General features: G+C 73.3%; 13 protein-coding genes. 7 read left to right on the plus strand and 6 right to left on the minus strand.

The window, feature by feature from the left end; genetic code table 11:
• Nucleotides 1-225: 225 nt before the first annotated feature.
• Both ACQP03_RS25445 and ACQP03_RS25450 read left to right on the plus strand, forming a co-directional pair.
• On the plus strand, nucleotides 226-1,086 hold the full coding sequence (locus ACQP03_RS25445) for a DUF308 domain-containing protein (RefSeq protein WP_357126801.1): 861 nt from the start codon (nucleotides 226-228) through the stop codon (nucleotides 1,084-1,086).
• Nucleotides 1,087-1,297: 211 nt separating this feature from the next.
• Entirely contained in the window at nucleotides 1,298-2,770 is a 1,473-nt protein-coding gene (locus tag ACQP03_RS25450; RefSeq protein ID WP_357126798.1) for an alpha,alpha-trehalose-phosphate synthase (UDP-forming), read from the plus strand.
• A gap of 13 nt (nucleotides 2,771-2,783) precedes the next feature.
• On the opposite strand, the gene ACQP03_RS25455 is transcribed toward ACQP03_RS25450, so the two are convergent.
• The 6 genes from ACQP03_RS25455 to ACQP03_RS25480 form a co-directional block, all read right to left on the minus strand.
• Nucleotides 2,784-3,578, minus strand: a complete 795-nt coding sequence (locus ACQP03_RS25455; RefSeq protein ID WP_357127310.1) for an alpha/beta hydrolase — start codon at nucleotides 3,576-3,578, stop codon at nucleotides 2,784-2,786.
• A 70-nt stretch (nucleotides 3,579-3,648) separates the two neighbouring features.
• Nucleotides 3,649-5,055: a flavin-containing monooxygenase gene (locus tag ACQP03_RS25460; RefSeq protein WP_357126795.1), complete on the minus strand. Its 1,407-nt coding sequence runs from the start codon at nucleotides 5,053-5,055 to the stop codon at nucleotides 3,649-3,651.
• A 115-nt stretch (nucleotides 5,056-5,170) separates the two neighbouring features.
• The gene (locus tag ACQP03_RS25465; protein WP_357126792.1) at nucleotides 5,171-5,863 is read right to left on the minus strand and encodes an endonuclease/exonuclease/phosphatase family protein; all 693 of its coding nucleotides are present in this window, start codon (nucleotides 5,861-5,863) and stop codon (nucleotides 5,171-5,173) included.
• A 13-nt stretch (nucleotides 5,864-5,876) separates the two neighbouring features.
• A complete protein-coding gene (locus tag ACQP03_RS25470) occupies nucleotides 5,877-6,824 on the minus strand; it encodes an ROK family glucokinase (protein WP_357126789.1) in 948 nt (315 codons plus the stop codon).
• A gap of 79 nt (nucleotides 6,825-6,903) precedes the next feature.
• Nucleotides 6,904-7,596: a hypothetical protein gene (locus ACQP03_RS25475; protein WP_357126786.1), complete on the minus strand. Its 693-nt coding sequence runs from the start codon at nucleotides 7,594-7,596 to the stop codon at nucleotides 6,904-6,906.
• Between the two features lie 31 nt (nucleotides 7,597-7,627).
• The gene (locus ACQP03_RS25480) at nucleotides 7,628-8,083 is read right to left on the minus strand and encodes an SRPBCC family protein (RefSeq protein ID WP_433458771.1); all 456 of its coding nucleotides are present in this window, start codon (nucleotides 8,081-8,083) and stop codon (nucleotides 7,628-7,630) included.
• Between the two features lie 155 nt (nucleotides 8,084-8,238).
• On the opposite strand from ACQP03_RS25480, the gene ACQP03_RS25485 reads away from it, so the two are divergent.
• The 5 genes from ACQP03_RS25485 (at nucleotide 8,239) to ACQP03_RS25505 (ending at nucleotide 15,175) form a co-directional block, all read left to right on the plus strand.
• Nucleotides 8,239-10,056 carry an AMP-dependent synthetase/ligase gene (locus tag ACQP03_RS25485; RefSeq protein WP_433458773.1) on the plus strand — a complete coding sequence of 606 codons (1,818 nt, stop codon included), beginning with the start codon at nucleotides 8,239-8,241 and terminating at the stop codon, nucleotides 10,054-10,056.
• Nucleotides 10,057-10,070: 14 nt separating this feature from the next.
• Nucleotides 10,071-11,762, plus strand: coding sequence for a sensor histidine kinase (locus ACQP03_RS25490; protein ID WP_357126777.1), 1,692 nt, complete (start codon nucleotides 10,071-10,073; stop codon nucleotides 11,760-11,762).
• Nucleotides 11,763-11,769: 7 nt separating this feature from the next.
• Nucleotides 11,770-12,438 (plus strand): response regulator transcription factor, encoded by a 669-nt coding sequence (locus ACQP03_RS25495; RefSeq protein ID WP_007072219.1) that lies wholly within the window; start codon nucleotides 11,770-11,772, stop codon nucleotides 12,436-12,438.
• 189 nt (nucleotides 12,439-12,627) lie between these two features.
• Complete coding sequence (locus ACQP03_RS25500) at nucleotides 12,628-13,437, plus strand: SAM-dependent methyltransferase (RefSeq protein WP_357126774.1); 810 nt, start codon at nucleotides 12,628-12,630, stop codon at nucleotides 13,435-13,437.
• A gap of 79 nt (nucleotides 13,438-13,516) precedes the next feature.
• A complete protein-coding gene (locus tag ACQP03_RS25505; protein ID WP_357127307.1) occupies nucleotides 13,517-15,175 on the plus strand; it encodes a putative bifunctional diguanylate cyclase/phosphodiesterase in 1,659 nt (552 codons plus the stop codon).
• Nucleotides 15,176-15,179: the final 4 nt, after the last annotated feature.

The raw sequence follows: 15,179 nt of genomic DNA on the forward strand, positions 1-15,179 counted from the left end.
CGGGTCGCCCTGGCGTCAACGATCACCGAGATCGCACGTCTCGCGCAAGAACGGACAAAGAACCCCCGCCGCGACCTGCGACGGCAGCCCCGACTTTCCAAGACGCGACACAACGCACTCCCGGAACCGGCCCCTGACGTGTCACGATTCAGAGCACGACGTGCGCACGGGCGTCGAGGGGGCAGCGGTGGCCGCGCCGCAGGGCGCGTTGAGGAGGATGTCCGGGTGTCAGCGGGTGGGGCCCGCCGGGGACGGCGGGACAACGGGCTCGACGCGAGCGAGTACGCCGTCGTCGGCGATGTCGATCCGCGCGTCGGCGAGCACCTGCTCGACGTGCTGGCCGCCGGCGGGATCGCCGCCTACCTGCAACCGTCGGCCGACCTCAATCCGGTCACCCGTACCACCACCGTCCCGGCCCGTCCGGTCGACCGGCTCTACGTCGACCGTTCGCACCTGCGGACCGCCCGTGACTACCTGACGCAGCTCGCCGACGAGAGCGCCCCGGAGCAGCCCCCGGCCCGCGACGAGCCGGACATCGACGCGGAGTGGGCCCGGATCGTGGCCGGCTTCCACAGCACCCCCTCGACCACCGACGAGCGGCCCTGGCCGGCCGCGGAGGACGTGGACGAACGTGACGACCGGGACACCCGGGACGAGCCGACGGCCGGTCCGCTCGCCCGCTCCGGCGTCGACGAGGCCGGGCCCACCGCGACCGACGTCCGTCGACTGCCGTCGGCGACCGACTTCTCCGGGATCTCGGTCGGCCGCAACAGCCGGGACGATGAGCCCTCACTGCTGGACGGTCTGGACACCTTCGGCGCCGACCTGCCGGACGACGACGAGGACACCTACCACCCGCCCCCGCCGCCGCCGCTGCCCCGCGTCTCCAAGTACGCGGTGGTCGGCGCGCTCGCCGTGGTCGTCGGGTTCGTGCTCTTCCTCTTCCCGTCGCTGCTCCCGATCGACCGCTCGGCGGTCACCCTGTTCGGGTTCACGGGCATCCTGGCCGGCTTCGTCACGCTGATCTGGCGGCTGCGCCCCGGTGACGAGGAGGACGACGACCCGGACAACGGCGCCGTCGTCTAGCGCCTGTTTCATCAGCAAGAAACTGGCCGGCCGCCCTTATGAAGCTGGCCCTACCCGGCCCGCATCGCGGGACACGACCGCCCTCACTCGGGGCGTAACAGTGGTGTAACTTACTGTCAGTAGGAATACCGCTGTACGTCACTTCCCCCGCTGACTGACCGGTTTTCCCTTGCTCGTGGCGGTCAGTCCTCTGCTGATCGGAATGCCCGAGATGCGACAGAGTTCCCTCGTGGTGGTGGCCAACCGCCTCCCCATCGACGACAGCCAGGCCCCGGACGGCGCCTGCGAGTGGCGACGCAGCCCCGGAGGGCTGGTCAGCGCGCTACACCCGCTGCTGCGACACACCCCGGCGATCTGGGTCGGCTGGGCCGGCGGCACCGGCCCGGCGCCCGCCCTGCCGGACGTGGACGGCGTCCACATGCACACCGTCGCTCTCAGCCACGAGGACCTGCGCGATCACTACGAAGGCTTCGCCAACGCGACCCTCTGGCCGCTCTACCACGACGCCGTCGAGCAACCCGAGCACCACCGGCGCTGGTGGGAGGCGTACCAGCGGGTCAACCAGCGGTTCGCGGAGGCGACCGCCGAGGTGGCCGAGCCGGGAGGCGTGGTCTGGATACAGGACTACCACCTGCAACTCGTACCCGGGCTGTTGCGCGCGCTCCGCCCCGACCTGCGCATCGGCTTCTTCCTGCACGTGCCGTTCCCGCCGCCGGAGCTGTTCATGCAGTTGCCGCGCCGCGCCGAGCTGCTGCGCGGCATGCTCGGGGCCGACCTGGTGGGCTTCCAGCGGGCGCAGGCGGCACACAACTTCGCCCAGCTGGTGACCCGGGTGCTGGAGCTGCCGGCCACCGACCGTCGGATCGGGATCGACGACCGGGTGGTCCGCATCGGCGCGTTCCCCGTCTCGATCGACACGGCCGAGATGGCCGCCCTCGCCGCCCGCCCCGACGTGGCCGCCCGGGCCCGCCGCCTGCGGCAGGATCTCGGCGATCCCCGGCAGGTCATCCTCAGCGTGGACCGGATGGACTACACCAAGGGCATCGAACAGCGACTCAAGGCGTACAGCGAGCTGCTGGCCAGCGGCGACGTCAAGGTCCGCGACACGGTGCTCGTCCAGGTCGCCATGCCGAGCCGGGAACGCGTCGGTCAGTACCAGATCCTGCGCGAACGCATCGAGCGCGAGGTGGGCCGGATCAACGGCGAGTTCGGGCGGGTCGGCGAGCCCGCCATCCACTACCTCACCCAGCCCTTCGACCGGGCCGAGCTGGCGGCGCTCTACCGGGTCGCCGACGTGATGGCGGTGACCCCGCTGCGCGACGGGATGAACCTGGTCGCCAAGGAGTACGTCGCCGCCCGGGTGGACGACACCGGAACGTTGCTGCTCAGCGAGTTCGCCGGCACCGCCGCGGAGCTGTCCCAGGCGTACCTGGTGAACCCGCACGACCTGGAAGGGCTCAAGCAGGCGCTGCGCACGGCGCTGCGGGCCGACCCCGCCGACGTCATCGCCCGCATGCGGGCGATGCGCGCCCACCTGCACGAGCACGACATCCGGGCCTGGGCCCGCTCCTACCTGAGCGCCCTCGACGAGACGGGCGCGCTGGTCAGCCGCCTCACCAGCACCGACGGCACCGCCCGGGTGCCACGGCCGGCGACCCGGGCGACCCAGCACGCCGGCGGCTGACCGGGCCGCGTGATCAGCGGCCGGCGGGCTCCTTCTCCAACCAGTCCAGGATCGCGTCGATCGGCTCGGCCCAGCGCGCGTCGAGCATCAGGTCGTGCCCCATGCCGGGGAACAACAGCGGCGCCGACCCGTACCGGCGGGCGACCCGCGTCAACGTCGCCGCCGGCACCACCCGGTCGTCCGGGCTGCCCAGCACCAGGACCGGGGGCTCGCCCACGGCCGCCTCGGCCTGCGGTTCGCCCAGCAGCGCCCACTGCGCGCGCCGACCGGCCCGGCCCAGCCGCGCCACGTACCGTCGGGCGTCCTCGTCGGGCAACTCCCGGCTGAACAGCTGCGCGCGGCTGAGCCGCAGCGGTCCGCCGAACACCGCCGGCAGCGTCCCGGCCGGGTTGCGGCGCACCGCCGTACCGAAGACGCCCCAGCCGCCGAAGACCGGCGCTACCAGCACCGCGCCGCGCGCCGGATAGCGCGCCATCGCGTGGGCCACCACGAGCGCCCCGGCGCCGTGCCCCACCAGGACCGCCTGGCGCGGCAGGCTCGCGGCCACCTGGGTCACATCATGGGTGTACGCGCGCAGCGTCGCCTCCGGCGCCGGCTCGCTGCCGCCGTGCCCCCGCAGGCTCAGCGCGTACGCCGGGAAGCCCCGCGACGCGGCATGGCCCAGCCAGTGCTCGGCGAACGCCCACGCCCCGTGCCCGAACCCGGGTACGAACAGCAGCGGCGGACGCCCCTGTTCCAACTCGGGTACGGCGCTGAGCACCTCACGGCGCGCCGGCCGGACCGGACGAGCCCACTCCCGGCCCCGCATGATCCGCACCTCGGTCACTGATCCAGCCTTTCGTTCGCGACTGCGGGGCTCGCAAGCTCACTCCTCGCGCTCACTTGCCCTCCAGGTCGTGCAGGGCGCGCTGGACGGCGCGCAGGTAGTCGGCGTGCCCGACCTCGAACCAGTGCCGGCTGCTGTCCTTGACCTGGCCCGCGTAGCGCTCCCCGGCCCGGTCCCGGACCCGCTGCGCGAACGCGGCGGCCCGCTCGGGTCGGTCCCGTCGGGCCAGCAGCAGCCGCGCGAAGAGCACCGTCTGCCAGTGGGACAGGGTGAACAGGCCGGAGTCCGGCTGCACCAGGCCGGCGACGGCCAGCGTGGGGTGCCCCGGCGTGAAGGCGTTGAGCCAGAGCGTGGGACGGCCGGTGCCGGCGCTGTCGCCGAACACCGACGCGTCGAGGAACTCGAAGCGCGGCAGGTAGCCGGTGGCGAAGATGACCAGCTCGGGGTCGATCTCGCGGCCGTCGGCCAGCTCCACGGCGTACGGCTGGAACCGGGCGATGTCGGGCACCGGGCCGATCCCGCCGTGGCCCACGTAGTAGACGAGCTGGCTGTTGGCGATCGGGTGCGTCTCGTACACCCGGTGGTCGGGCTTGGGCAGCCCGAAGCGGGTCAGGTTGCCGACGGTCAACCGCATCGTCCAGTGGTAGAGCCACTGGCGGACCCGCAGCGGCACCCGCAGTGACAGCAGCGCGTCGTTGATCTGGTCGGCCGGTCGGCCCAGCACGTACTTCGGGGCGTACCAGTAGCCACGCCGGGTGGAGTGCCAGCAGCGCGACGCCTGCTGGGCGGCCTCGACGGCGATGTCACAACCGGTGTTGCCGGCACCCACCACGAGCACCCGCTTGCCGCGCAACTGCGCCGGGTCCTTGTAGGACGACGCGTGCATGATCTCGCCCCGGAACTCCTCCAGGCCCTCGTAGCGGGGCAGCTTCGGCGACCAGTTGTGCCCGTTGGCGATCACCACGGCGGCGTAGCGGGAGGTGCGCTCCGGGCCGTACCCGCCGGTGGAGCGGGTCGTCACGTCCCACCGCTCCCCCGGCGCGGGCTCGACCCGGACGACCTCGGTGCCGAACCAGATGTGCGAGCGCAGGTCGAAGTGGTCGGCGTACCGCTCGAAGTACGACAGGAGCTGGCCGTGGTGGGGGTAGTCCGGCCAGGAGTCCGGCATCGGGAAGTCGGGGAACTGGGTGAACGGCTTCGACGAGATCAGGTGGGTGCTGGCGTACACCGGGCTGCGGTCGTGCCGCCAGTTCCAGGCCCCGCCGACGCCGGTCTCGCGTTCGTAGCAGTCCACCCCGAACCCGTGCTCGCGCAGGTTCTTGATGGCCGTCAGGCCGCTGGCCCCGGCGCCGATGACGCAGACCGTGTCGCCCCGGTCGGAGAGCGAGCGGCCGTCGCGGCTCTGCGCGGACGGGATCGCATCCGGGTCGGGCCGGCCCTGGTCGGTGGAGGTGGACACCGGGACATCTCCTTTTGTGCGGCACGGGTGCCGGTTCGCCGCGAAATCCTCTCCACATCGGAGCCGGATGTCCAGCCCCGGCGCGGACCGATCGGCGGGTCCGGACCGGTGGGGGTCAGGCCGTGGCGGGCAGCAGCAGGTCGACGAGCACCGGGAAGTGGTCACTGGCCCGGCGGGTCTGCGGAGTGTCCACCACGTCGTAGTCGACCACGGTGATCCGGGGGTCGACGAAGAGCGCGTCGATGCGCCGGCGCGGGTCGGCGCACGAGTAGGTGAGCCGTTCCGCGCGGTCGGCCGCGACCGCCGCGTCGGTCAGGCCGCGCGCCACCGTCGCCCAGGCCGGCCCGTCCGGGCCCTCGTTCAGGTCGGCGCCCGCCACCACCGGAGCATTCGCGGCGTCCAGGCCGCGTCGGAACTCGGCGGCCTGCGCGGGTCGCTCCGCCGGGTCGGTGGACAGGTGCGAGCCGGCGAGGGTGAAGCGGGCGTCGCCGACCCGGCAGTCGGCGTACGCCGCGCCGCGCAGGTGCCGGCCCGGGGTCAGCGGGAACCGCTGGCACCGGGCGCCGCGCACCTGCACCCGCAGGCTGGTCAGCAGCAGGTTGCCCAGGGCGGGCAGCCCTCCGGCGGCCACCACCAGGCCGAACGACTCGGCCAGCGTGGCCGACTTCTGCCGCCACCGGAACCGGCGCGGACCCTCCTGCACGATCACGACGTCCGGCTTCGCGGCCCGGACGACCGCCGCCAGCGCGGCGGTGTCGTCGCGCTGGCTGTGGATGTTGTACGACACCACGCGCAGCGGTACGCCCATCTCCTGGCCGCCCTCAGATCCGGCGGGCCAGGTCGGCCGCGCCGATCACCCCGGCGCTGTTGCCCAGCTCGGCGGGGAGGACCTCGGCCACCGGCAGGCGTCCCCGCTGGGCCAGCGCGTCGAGGTACGAGCGACGCGTCGGGCCGAGCAGCAGGTCACCGGCGTCGATCACGCCGCCGCCGACGACCAGGGCCTGCGGGTCGAGGATCTGCGCCATGTCGGCGAGGCTGGTGCCCAGCCACCGGCCGATCTGCGCGAACGCCTCGGCGGAGACCGGGTCGCCGCCCTGCGCGGCGGCGGTCACCATGTGACCGGTGATCGCCTCGGGCTCGCCGCCGGCCAGCTCCAGCAGGGCGGTGGCCCGCTGCGGCTCCTGTCGAGCGCCGGCACGGGCGAAGCGGACCAGGGCGCTGCCGCTGGCGTACTGCTCGATGCAGCCGAGCCGCCCGCAGCCGCACTGGTGCCCGTCCGGCACGGCCAGCATGTGGCCCAGCTCCGCGGCGATGCCGTGCGCGCCGCGCATCAGCTCGCCGCCGAGGACGATGCCGCCGCCGACGCCGGTGCCGATCGTGAACATGATCATTGAGTCGTCGGCGGCGCGGGCCGCGCCGTAGCGGAACTCGGCCCACGCGGCCACGTTGGCGTCGTTCTCCACGATCACCGGCAGGCCGACGGCGGCGCTCACGTACTCGCGCAGCGGCTCGTCGCGCCAGGCCAGGTTGGGGGCGAAGAGCACGGTCGAGCGGGTGGCGTCGATCCAGCCGGCCGCGCCGACGCCGACCGCCTCGATCGTTCGCCCGGCGGCCAGCTCGTCGACCAGCTCGATGATGACGTCGCGGGTCTTGGCGACGTCGTCGGCGGGGGTGTCCCGTCGGCTCTGCACGAGGACCGTGCCGGTGTCGTCCACGACACCGCCGGCCACCTTCGTGCCACCCACGTCGACTCCGATGGTCAGCGTCACCGCCGCCGCTCCCCTCTGCTGTGCTGTCCGGCTCGCGCGCGCCGCGGGGCACGCCGGTCCGGATCGCGATGTCCCGCGCTCAGGCGCCGCCGCCCGGCGCGTCCGCGCCGGTGTCGTCGGACGCCCGCGAAGCGGGCACCACGGGTCGGCTGGTCGGCACCGGCGCGGCCACCGCCCCGGCGTCGTCGACGGGTGCCGCGGTGGCCGGGGCGGGTGTGTCCGCCGACCGGGTGGCGACCGACCAGACATCCCGCTCCGGCGCCGGTTGGGAATCATGCCCGGTGCGGGTGGCATCGCGCCACACGTGCTCGTCGAAGGCCTCGGCCGACCGCGCGGTCGAGGCCGGCCGCGCCGGCTCGCCGTCGCCGCCCGCACCGGCCGCCGCCTGCGACGACGCGGCCCACTCCGGCCCGGTCGTCGGGGACGGCTCCGGCGGCGCGAACGCGCGGAGCAGGCTGGCCACGCCGGCGGCGAGGTCGCCCGCGCCGGTGGCGAGGCGTTCGGCGAATTCCGGACTCGGATCGCGCAACGCGGCGATGCCACGACAGACCGGGCAGACGCAGCATTCGGCCGAACCGGTGGCGAAACCACCACGGGCGCGATCGCCGCCGCCCGGAGCGGCACTGTGACCGAGGACACCGGCCAACATCCCGCCCAACGGGCCGAACGCGCCGCCCGTCGACCCGCTGGAGGCCAGCCGCGCCCCCGCGAGCAGGGCCGCCACCAGACGCTCCGCCTCTTCCCGGGCCGAACCCGGGTCCGTTCCGCCCACCCTCGGCTCCTCTACCCCGCTGCCGGACGCGTCACTGCGCCGCACCGGGTGCTTCTACCCGGCGCTTGAGCTGCTTCAACGCCGTATCCATGATCATTTTCTCGGCCTTGCGCCGAAACATGCCGAGCATCCCCACGGACAGCTCGACCTCCAGCGTGTACGTCACCGTGGTGGTCCCGTCCGGGTTGCCCACCAGGTCGTACGAGCCACGCTGGCTCTTCTGCATCTTCGAGGGGGCGACCAGATGCCACTCGACGCGGGACAGGTCCTCGACGTACTCGTAGGCGAGCACGTACTCGTCGGCCATCACCCCGGCGTCGATGGTGAACCGCACCTGGCTGGCGTAGCCGTCCTCGTACTCCTCGATCACCTCGGCACGGCGGACCGCCTCGGTCCACTCGGGGTAACTCGGGAAGTCGCAGATGACCGTCGCCACCCGGTCGGGTGACGCGCCGATGATGATCGACTGGGTGGAGGAGTCCGCCATGGGGGGAGGCTACCCGGCTGACGCCGCCCACACCCCCCGCCGCCCCCGCCGCGCCCTGCCTACCCCACCCGAACCGCCCGCCGGGTAGGTTTCGACAGAGCCGATGCTCTCGGGCAGAGTCCGGCCCAGGCCAGTGCGAGCACGAAGGAGTGCAAGTGCGCGAGTTCTCCGTTCCACCGATCGTCACCGTTGGCGAGGCGGCCAACCTCACCGATCCGGTCTGGGACAACGCCGAGATCGCGCCGGACACCGTGCAGTTCGCCCGCGCCACCCGCTCCGCCGACGGCGGCGACACCACCACCTGGGCCGAAGTGACCTGCCTGCAGTTCCGCGACGAGGTGGCGGCCGTGGCCCGGGGCCTGATCGCCGCCGGCGTCCAGCCGGGCGCGCGGGTCGCCCTGATGAGCCGGACGCGCTACGAGTGGACCCTGCTCGACTACGCCATCTGGGCGGCCGGCGGGGTCACCGTACCGATCTACGAGACCTCCAGCGCCGAGCAGGCCGCCTGGATCATCGCCGACTCCGGCGCGGTCGCCGCGCTTGTCGAAACGGGCGCCCACACCGAGCTGATCGCCGGTGTCCGCGACCGCCTCCCCGAGCTGACGAACGTCTGGCAGATCGACCGGGGCGCGGTCGACGAGCTGGTCGCCGTCGGCGCGACGGTCGAGCTGGCCCAGGTGGAGCAGCGGCGCGAGGCGGTCCGCGCCGACGACCTGGCCACCATCATCTACACCAGCGGCACCACCGGCCGCCCCAAGGGCTGCGTGCTGACCCACCGCAACATGTACGCCGACATCGCCAACGCGGTGCCCGTGCTGCCGAACCTGTTCAACGCCGGCGCGAGCACCCTGCTCTTCCTGCCGCTGGCGCACGCGTTCGCCCGGCTCATCCAGATCGGCGTGGTGCAGGCACGGGCCACCCTCGCCCACTGCGCGGACACCAAGAACCTGGTCGGCGAGTTGCAGGAGTTCCGGCCGACCTTCGTGCTGTCCGTACCCCGGGTGTTCGAGAAGGTCTACAACGCGGCCAAGCAGAAGGCCGAGGCCGACGGCAAGGGCGGCGTCTTCGCCCGCGCCGAGCAGGTCGCCATCTCGTACAGCGAGGCGCTGGAGACCTCGCGCGGGCCGGGCCTGGCGCTGCGCGCGCAGCACGCGGTCTTCGACCGGCTCGTCTACCGCAAGCTGCGCGCCGCGCTCGGCGGGCGGTGCCGCGACGCCATCTCCGGCGGCGCGCCCCTGGGCGCGCGGCTCGGCCACTTCTTCCGCGGCGTCGGCGTGACGGTCCTGGAGGGGTACGGGTTGACCGAGACGTCCCCCGCCGCCGCCGCGAACCTGCCCACCGGCACCCGGATCGGGACCGTCGGCCGGCCGCTGCCCGGCGTGACCGTCCGGATCGAGGACGACGGCGAGATCCTGATCTCCGGCGAGCTGGTCTTCCAGGGTTACTGGCACAACGAGGCGGCGACCACGGAGGCGCTCAGCCCCGACGGCTGGTTCCGCACCGGTGACCTGGGCCAGCTCGACGCCGACGGCTACCTGAGCATCACCGGCCGCAAGAAGGAGCTGATCGTGACCGCCGGCGGCAAGAACGTCGCCCCGGCGGTGCTGGAGGACCAGGTCCGGGCGCACCCGTTGATCAGTCAGTGCGTCGTCGTCGGAGACGCGAAGCCGTTCATCGCGGCGCTGGTCACCATCGACGAGGAGGCGCTGCCGACCTTCCTGGCGAACGCCGGGCTCCCACCGGAGACCTCGGTCGAGACGCTGCGCGAGCACGAGGGCCTGCGCGCCGAGGTGCAGTCCGCCATCGACGCCGCGAACCAGGCCGTGTCGAAGGCCGAGGCGATCAAGGTCTTCCGGATCCTGCCCCGCGACTTCACCGAGGTCACCGGCGAGCTGACCCCGTCGCTCAAGGTCAAACGCCAGGTCGTCCACAAGACGTACGCGGCGGAGATCGCCGACATCTACCGCGGCTGACTACGATCCGTCACGTGCCCGCATCCACAACCGCCGTCCCACACCCGCATCCTCTCGCCGCGGCCGCCCGCGTGGTGATGCTGGCGCTGGTCGCGATCCTGACCCTGTTCGCCACCCGCGACGTCACCCAGCTGTGGTGGATCGCGCTGCTGGCGGTCGCCGGGCTGCCCTCCCTGCTCGCGCCGCAGCACCGGCTGGTCGGGCCGCTGAGCCGGGTCGCCGAGGTGGTGGTGCTGGGGCTGGCCGCGAGCCAGGTCGCCGCGGTCGCGTCGATCGGCGGCACGGTCGACGGGCTCGGCGCCTCCGCCGTGCTGCCCTACCTGGCGGTGCCGGTGACCGTCACCGCGCTGCGCCGCCGCTTCCGCGAGGGCGCGGCGCTGCTCGCGGTGACCGCCGGCACGCTGCTGGTCAGCGGGGCGCTGACCGAGGTCGACGGGGAACGTCAACTCGGCCAGGTGGGCTACCTCGCGGTCTGCGCGCAGTGGTTGATCCTGGCCGCGCTCGGGCTCTACGCCGCCGGCACCCTGCACCGGGTGATGGCCGTACGCGCCGACAGCAAGCCCCAGCCGTACGCCGAGGCCACCCGGCTGTTGACCCAACTGCGGACGGTGGCCCGGCAGCTGCCCGGGGCGACCCTGGACCCGGGGGGCATCTCCGAGCACCTGATCGACGAGCTGCGCACGGTGGCCCGGGCGGACCGCGGCGCGGTGCTGTCCGCCAGCGGCGGCGGCCGGCTCGTGGTCCTCGCCCAGGCCGGGGCGGACCGCGTGGACTGGGAGACGACGCTGGACGCGGACTCGGCCATCGCCGACGCCTGGGCCAGTCAGCAGGCCACCACCGCCGCCCGCTCGCAGTCCCGCTCGCACCGGGGTCCGGACGTGTCCGCGCTGATCGTCCCGCTGGTCGCGGGGGTACGCACGGTGGGGCTGGTGGTGCTGGAGGCCGATGTCGCGCAGGCGTACCCGCCGCCGGTGGTGTCCCGGGTGACCGGGCTGACCCGGCCCGCCGCGCTGCGGCTGGAGGCGGCGCTGCTGTTCGACGAGGTCCGGTCGCTGGCCACCAACGAGGAGCGCCAGCGGCTGGCCCGGGAGATCCACGACGGGGTGGCGCAGGAGCTGGTGATGGTCGGCTACGGCATCGACAACGCCCTGGCCACCGTCTTCGACGACGCGGACGAGACGGCCGAGGCCTTGCGGACGCTGCGCGCCGAGGTGACCCGGGTGATCCAGGAGCTGCGGCTGAGCCTCTTCGAGCTGCGCAGCGAGGTGGACCGGCAGGGCGGCCTGGCCGCGGCGATCGCCGAGTACGCCCGCACCGTCGGCGCGTCGGGCGGGTTGCGGGTGCACCTGTCGCTGGACGAGTCCACGGCCCGCCTGCCGGCGGCCACCGAGGCCGAGTTGCTGCGCATCGCGCAGGAGGCCGTGACCAACGCCCGCAAGCACGCCGGAGCGTCCAATTTGTGGGTCACGTGTGAGGTCGACCCCCCGTACGCGCAAATAGAAGTGTCGGATGACGGTCAGGGGATGGCTGACCAGCGCCCCGACGGGCGGTACGGTCTTGCGATCATGGCCGAGAGGGCGGAACGTATCCGGGGCCGGTTGGAGATCAGGCCGCGGCAACCCAGCGGCACGACCGTGGCGGTGGTTCTCGGCACCTCGTCCCGGCGCGATAACGTGCGTGACAGCGCAGCACCAGAAGGGGAGTAACCCGAGGATGACCACAAGTCCGACACCGGCCACCCGCACCAAGGTCCTCCTTGTTGACGATCATGACCTGATTCGTAAGGGCCTGCGGCACGCCTTCGAGCGCGACCGTCAGTTCGAGGTCGTCGGCGAGGCCGCGACCGCGGCAGAGGGGGTACGCCAGGCCGGCGCCCTCCAGCCGGACGTGGTGATCATGGATCTGCGGCTGCCCGACGGCAGCGGCCTGGAGGCCACCCGCGCGCTGCGCAAGTCCAGCGCGTCGATGGGCATCGTGGTGCTGACCATGTACGCCGGCGACGACCAGCTCTTCGGCGCCCTGGAGGCCGGGGCGAGCGCCTTCGTGCCCAAGACCGCCCCGGCCGACGAGGTCGTGGCCGCCGCGCGGCACGCCGCCTCGTCCCCGAGCGCGTTCACCGCCGCCGACCTGGCCGAGGCGATGAAGCGTCGGCTCGCCCCCTCCGGCCCGCAGCTCTCCCCCCGCGAGGGGCAGGTGCTGCGGCTGCTCGCCGACGGGATGAGCGTGGCGGGCATCGCCAAGCAGCTGTTCGTCAGCGAGTCCACGGCGAAGACGCACATCTCCAAGCTCTACGAGAAGCTCGGCGCCGCCAACCGGGCACAGGCCCTGATGACCGCGCTGCGACTCGGCCTGCTCGAAGCGCCGGACGCGCCGAAGTTCTGACCCGCGCCCGTTCGTCGAGCGTAATTCCGTAACCGAAGGTCCGCGCCGGCTCGCCGCCGTCGCGGACCTTCGCGTATCGACCGACGTCCGCGACGGGTGGACGGGCACGCTATGGTCTGGCGGGTACCGCGGGGGCAGAATACCCGCGCGGGCGATGACGTCCGCGTCGTGGACTCAAGGGGTGAGCGCATGCAGCGGCCGGACTGGGCGCCCGACACCATCGACATCGAGCGCCCGAGCGTCGCCCGGATGTACGACTACTACCTCGGCGGATCGCACAACTTCGCCGCCGACCGGGCCGCCGCGCAGGCGATGGTGGCGGCCGTACCGGAGGCGCCGCTGGCCGCGCAGGCCAACCGCGCGTTCCTGCGCCGGGCGGTCCACCACCTCGCCGAGGCCGGCGTCCGCCAGTTCCTGGACATCGGCTCGGGCATCCCCACGGTCGGCAACGTGCACGAGATCGCCCAGCGGATCGACCCGGCGTCGCGGGTGGTCTACGTGGACGTCGACCCGGTCGCGGTGGCGCACAGCCGGGAGATCCTGGCCGACAACGACCGGGCGACGATCGTCCAGGAGGACCTGCGGCACCCGGAGGAGATCCTGGCGCACCCCGACACGCGCCGGCTGCTCGACCTCGGCCAGCCGGTGGCGGTGATGATCGTGGCGGTCCTGCACTTCGTCCCCGACGACGACCGGCCGGCGGAGTTGCTGGCGACGCTTCGGGACGCGGTGGCGCCCGGCAGCTACCTGGTGTTGTCGCAGGCCAGCGACGACGGCCGCGCCGGGGAGGAGCGCGCCGAGGCCGAACGCGTCTACCGGCGTACCGACAGCCCGCTCACGATTCGCAACCGGGCCGAGGTGACCGCCCTCTTCGACGGGTTCGAGCTGGTCGATCCGGGCGTCGTCTGGGTGCCACAGTGGCGACCGGACACTCCCGAGAGCGCGGAGGACGCCGAGCGGGCGGTCTTCATGGGCGGCGTCGGGCGACTCGGTGACTGAGTCGCCCTCGGCGGTCACCCGCCCCGGCACCTTCGCCCGCGCCTGGGCCAAGGCGGTCTCCGGTACGAGCTACCTACCGATGACACAGGCCCAGCTCGAGGCCCTGTTGCAGAGGCTCGCCGGCCAGTTGGCCCAGGCGCTGCTCGCCGAGCCGTTCGACCTGCGGGCCGGGCACCGGGTCGGTGCGGAGTTGGTCGCCGCGCACATCGCGTCCGCCGAGGGACTGGGCCGTACCGTCGAGGTGATCCAGCTTCGGCTCGTGCGGGACCTGGGACTGGTGGCCGAGGACGTCGAGGACCGGATGGCCCGACTCCTGGCCGCCGTGGCGACCGGTTACGCCCGCGCGCTGCGGGACCGCACGCTCGATGAGCAGGAGTCCATCCGCCGGGCCGCCATGATGGCGCGCACCCAGGCCGAACGGGCGCTGCGGGCCAGCGAGGCGCGGTTCCGCCACCAGGCCACCCACGACCCGCTCACCGGTCTGCCCAACCGGACGCTGTTCACCGAGCGGCTCACCGCCGCGCTCAACGAGCCGGGCCGGGGCGCCCAACGCGTCGGGGTGTGCTTCCTCGACCTGGACCGCTTCAAGGTGGTCAACGACACGCTGGGACACCAGGTCGGCGACCGGTTGCTGACCACGGTGGCCGACCGGCTGCGCCAGTGCCTCGGTGAGCATCTGGTGGCCCGCCTCGGTGGGGACGAGTTCGTCATCCTGGTGGAGGGCGCGGGCGGCACCGACGCGGTCGTGGAGGTCGCCGAGAGCGCTCTGGCCGCGGTCCGGACACCCGCGGTGGTCGACGGGCACGAGCTCCAGGTCACGGCGAGCATCGGCATCGTCGAGCGGCAGGTGGCCGGCTCCAACCCGAGTGACCTGATGCGGGCCGCCGACAGCACCCTGCACTGGGCGAAGTCGGCCGGAGGGGCGCGCTGGGCGCTCTACGACGCCGAGCGCAACCGTCGCGAGCTGGCCCGGTACGCCCTGTCGGCGGCCATCCCGGCCGCGCTGGAGCGGGGCGAGTTCTATCTCGACTACCAGCCCCTGACCTCGCTGCGCGACGGCCGACTGCTCGGTGTGGAGGCGCTGGTCCGCTGGCGACACCCGGAGCTGGGCGTCCTGCGGCCGGACAGCTTCATCGCGCTGGCCGAGGAGACCGGTCTGATCGTGCAACTGGGCGGGTGGGTGCTCGCCGAGGCGTGCCGGGAGGCGGAGGCGTGGTCGACCGATGGCGCGCAGGCGCCGTTCGTGAGCGTCAACCTGGCCGTCCGGCAGGTGCACCGGCCCGGTCTGGTGCGGGAGGTCCGTACGCTGCTGCGCCAGACCGGCCTGCCGCCCGAACGACTCCAGTTGGAGATCACCGAGAGCACGATGATGAGCAGCGCCAAGGAGCCCGTCCGGGCGCTGCGGCTGCTGGCCGACCTGGGCGTACGGATCGCCATCGACGACTTCGGCACCGGCTACAGCAACCTGGCGTACCTGCGGGATCTGCCCGTCACCGAGCTGAAGGTGGCCGGCGAGTTCGTGGCTGGCCTGCGGTCGCCGACGGTGGGGCGTACCGACGAGCGGATCCTCGCCTCGCTGGTGTCGCTGGCGCACGCCCTCGACCTCACGGTGACCGCCGAGGGGGTGGAGACCGCCGGGCAGGCCGAGCGGCTGCGGGCGATCGGCTGCGACGCCGCCCAGGGCTGGCACTTCGGCCGCCCGGCCCCTGCCGACCGCATCCTGGCCCGCATCCGCTGAGCCG

The sequence above is a fragment of the Micromonospora sp. CA-248212 genome (assembly GCF_050948405.1).
Classification (GTDB): domain Bacteria; phylum Actinomycetota; class Actinomycetes; order Mycobacteriales; family Micromonosporaceae; genus Micromonospora.

Excerpts from the sequence above, each read along its gene's own strand:
- ACQP03_RS25500 (WP_357126774.1), top strand. The coding sequence starts at position 12,628 with ATGCAGCGGCCGGACTGGGCGCCCGACACCATCGACATCGAGCGCCCG.
- ACQP03_RS25455 (WP_357127310.1), bottom strand. The coding sequence starts at position 3,578 with ATGCGGGGCCGGGAGTGGGCTCGTCCGGTCCGGCCGGCGCGCCGTGAG.
- ACQP03_RS25505 (WP_357127307.1), top strand. The coding sequence starts at position 13,517 with ATGACACAGGCCCAGCTCGAGGCCCTGTTGCAGAGGCTCGCCGGCCAG.
- ACQP03_RS25495 (WP_007072219.1), top strand. The coding sequence starts at position 11,770 with ATGACCACAAGTCCGACACCGGCCACCCGCACCAAGGTCCTCCTTGTT.
- ACQP03_RS25480 (WP_433458771.1), bottom strand. The coding sequence starts at position 8,083 with ATGGCGGACTCCTCCACCCAGTCGATCATCATCGGCGCGTCACCCGAC.
- ACQP03_RS25465 (WP_357126792.1), bottom strand. The coding sequence starts at position 5,863 with ATGGGCGTACCGCTGCGCGTGGTGTCGTACAACATCCACAGCCAGCGC.
- ACQP03_RS25450 (WP_357126798.1), top strand. The coding sequence starts at position 1,298 with ATGCGACAGAGTTCCCTCGTGGTGGTGGCCAACCGCCTCCCCATCGAC.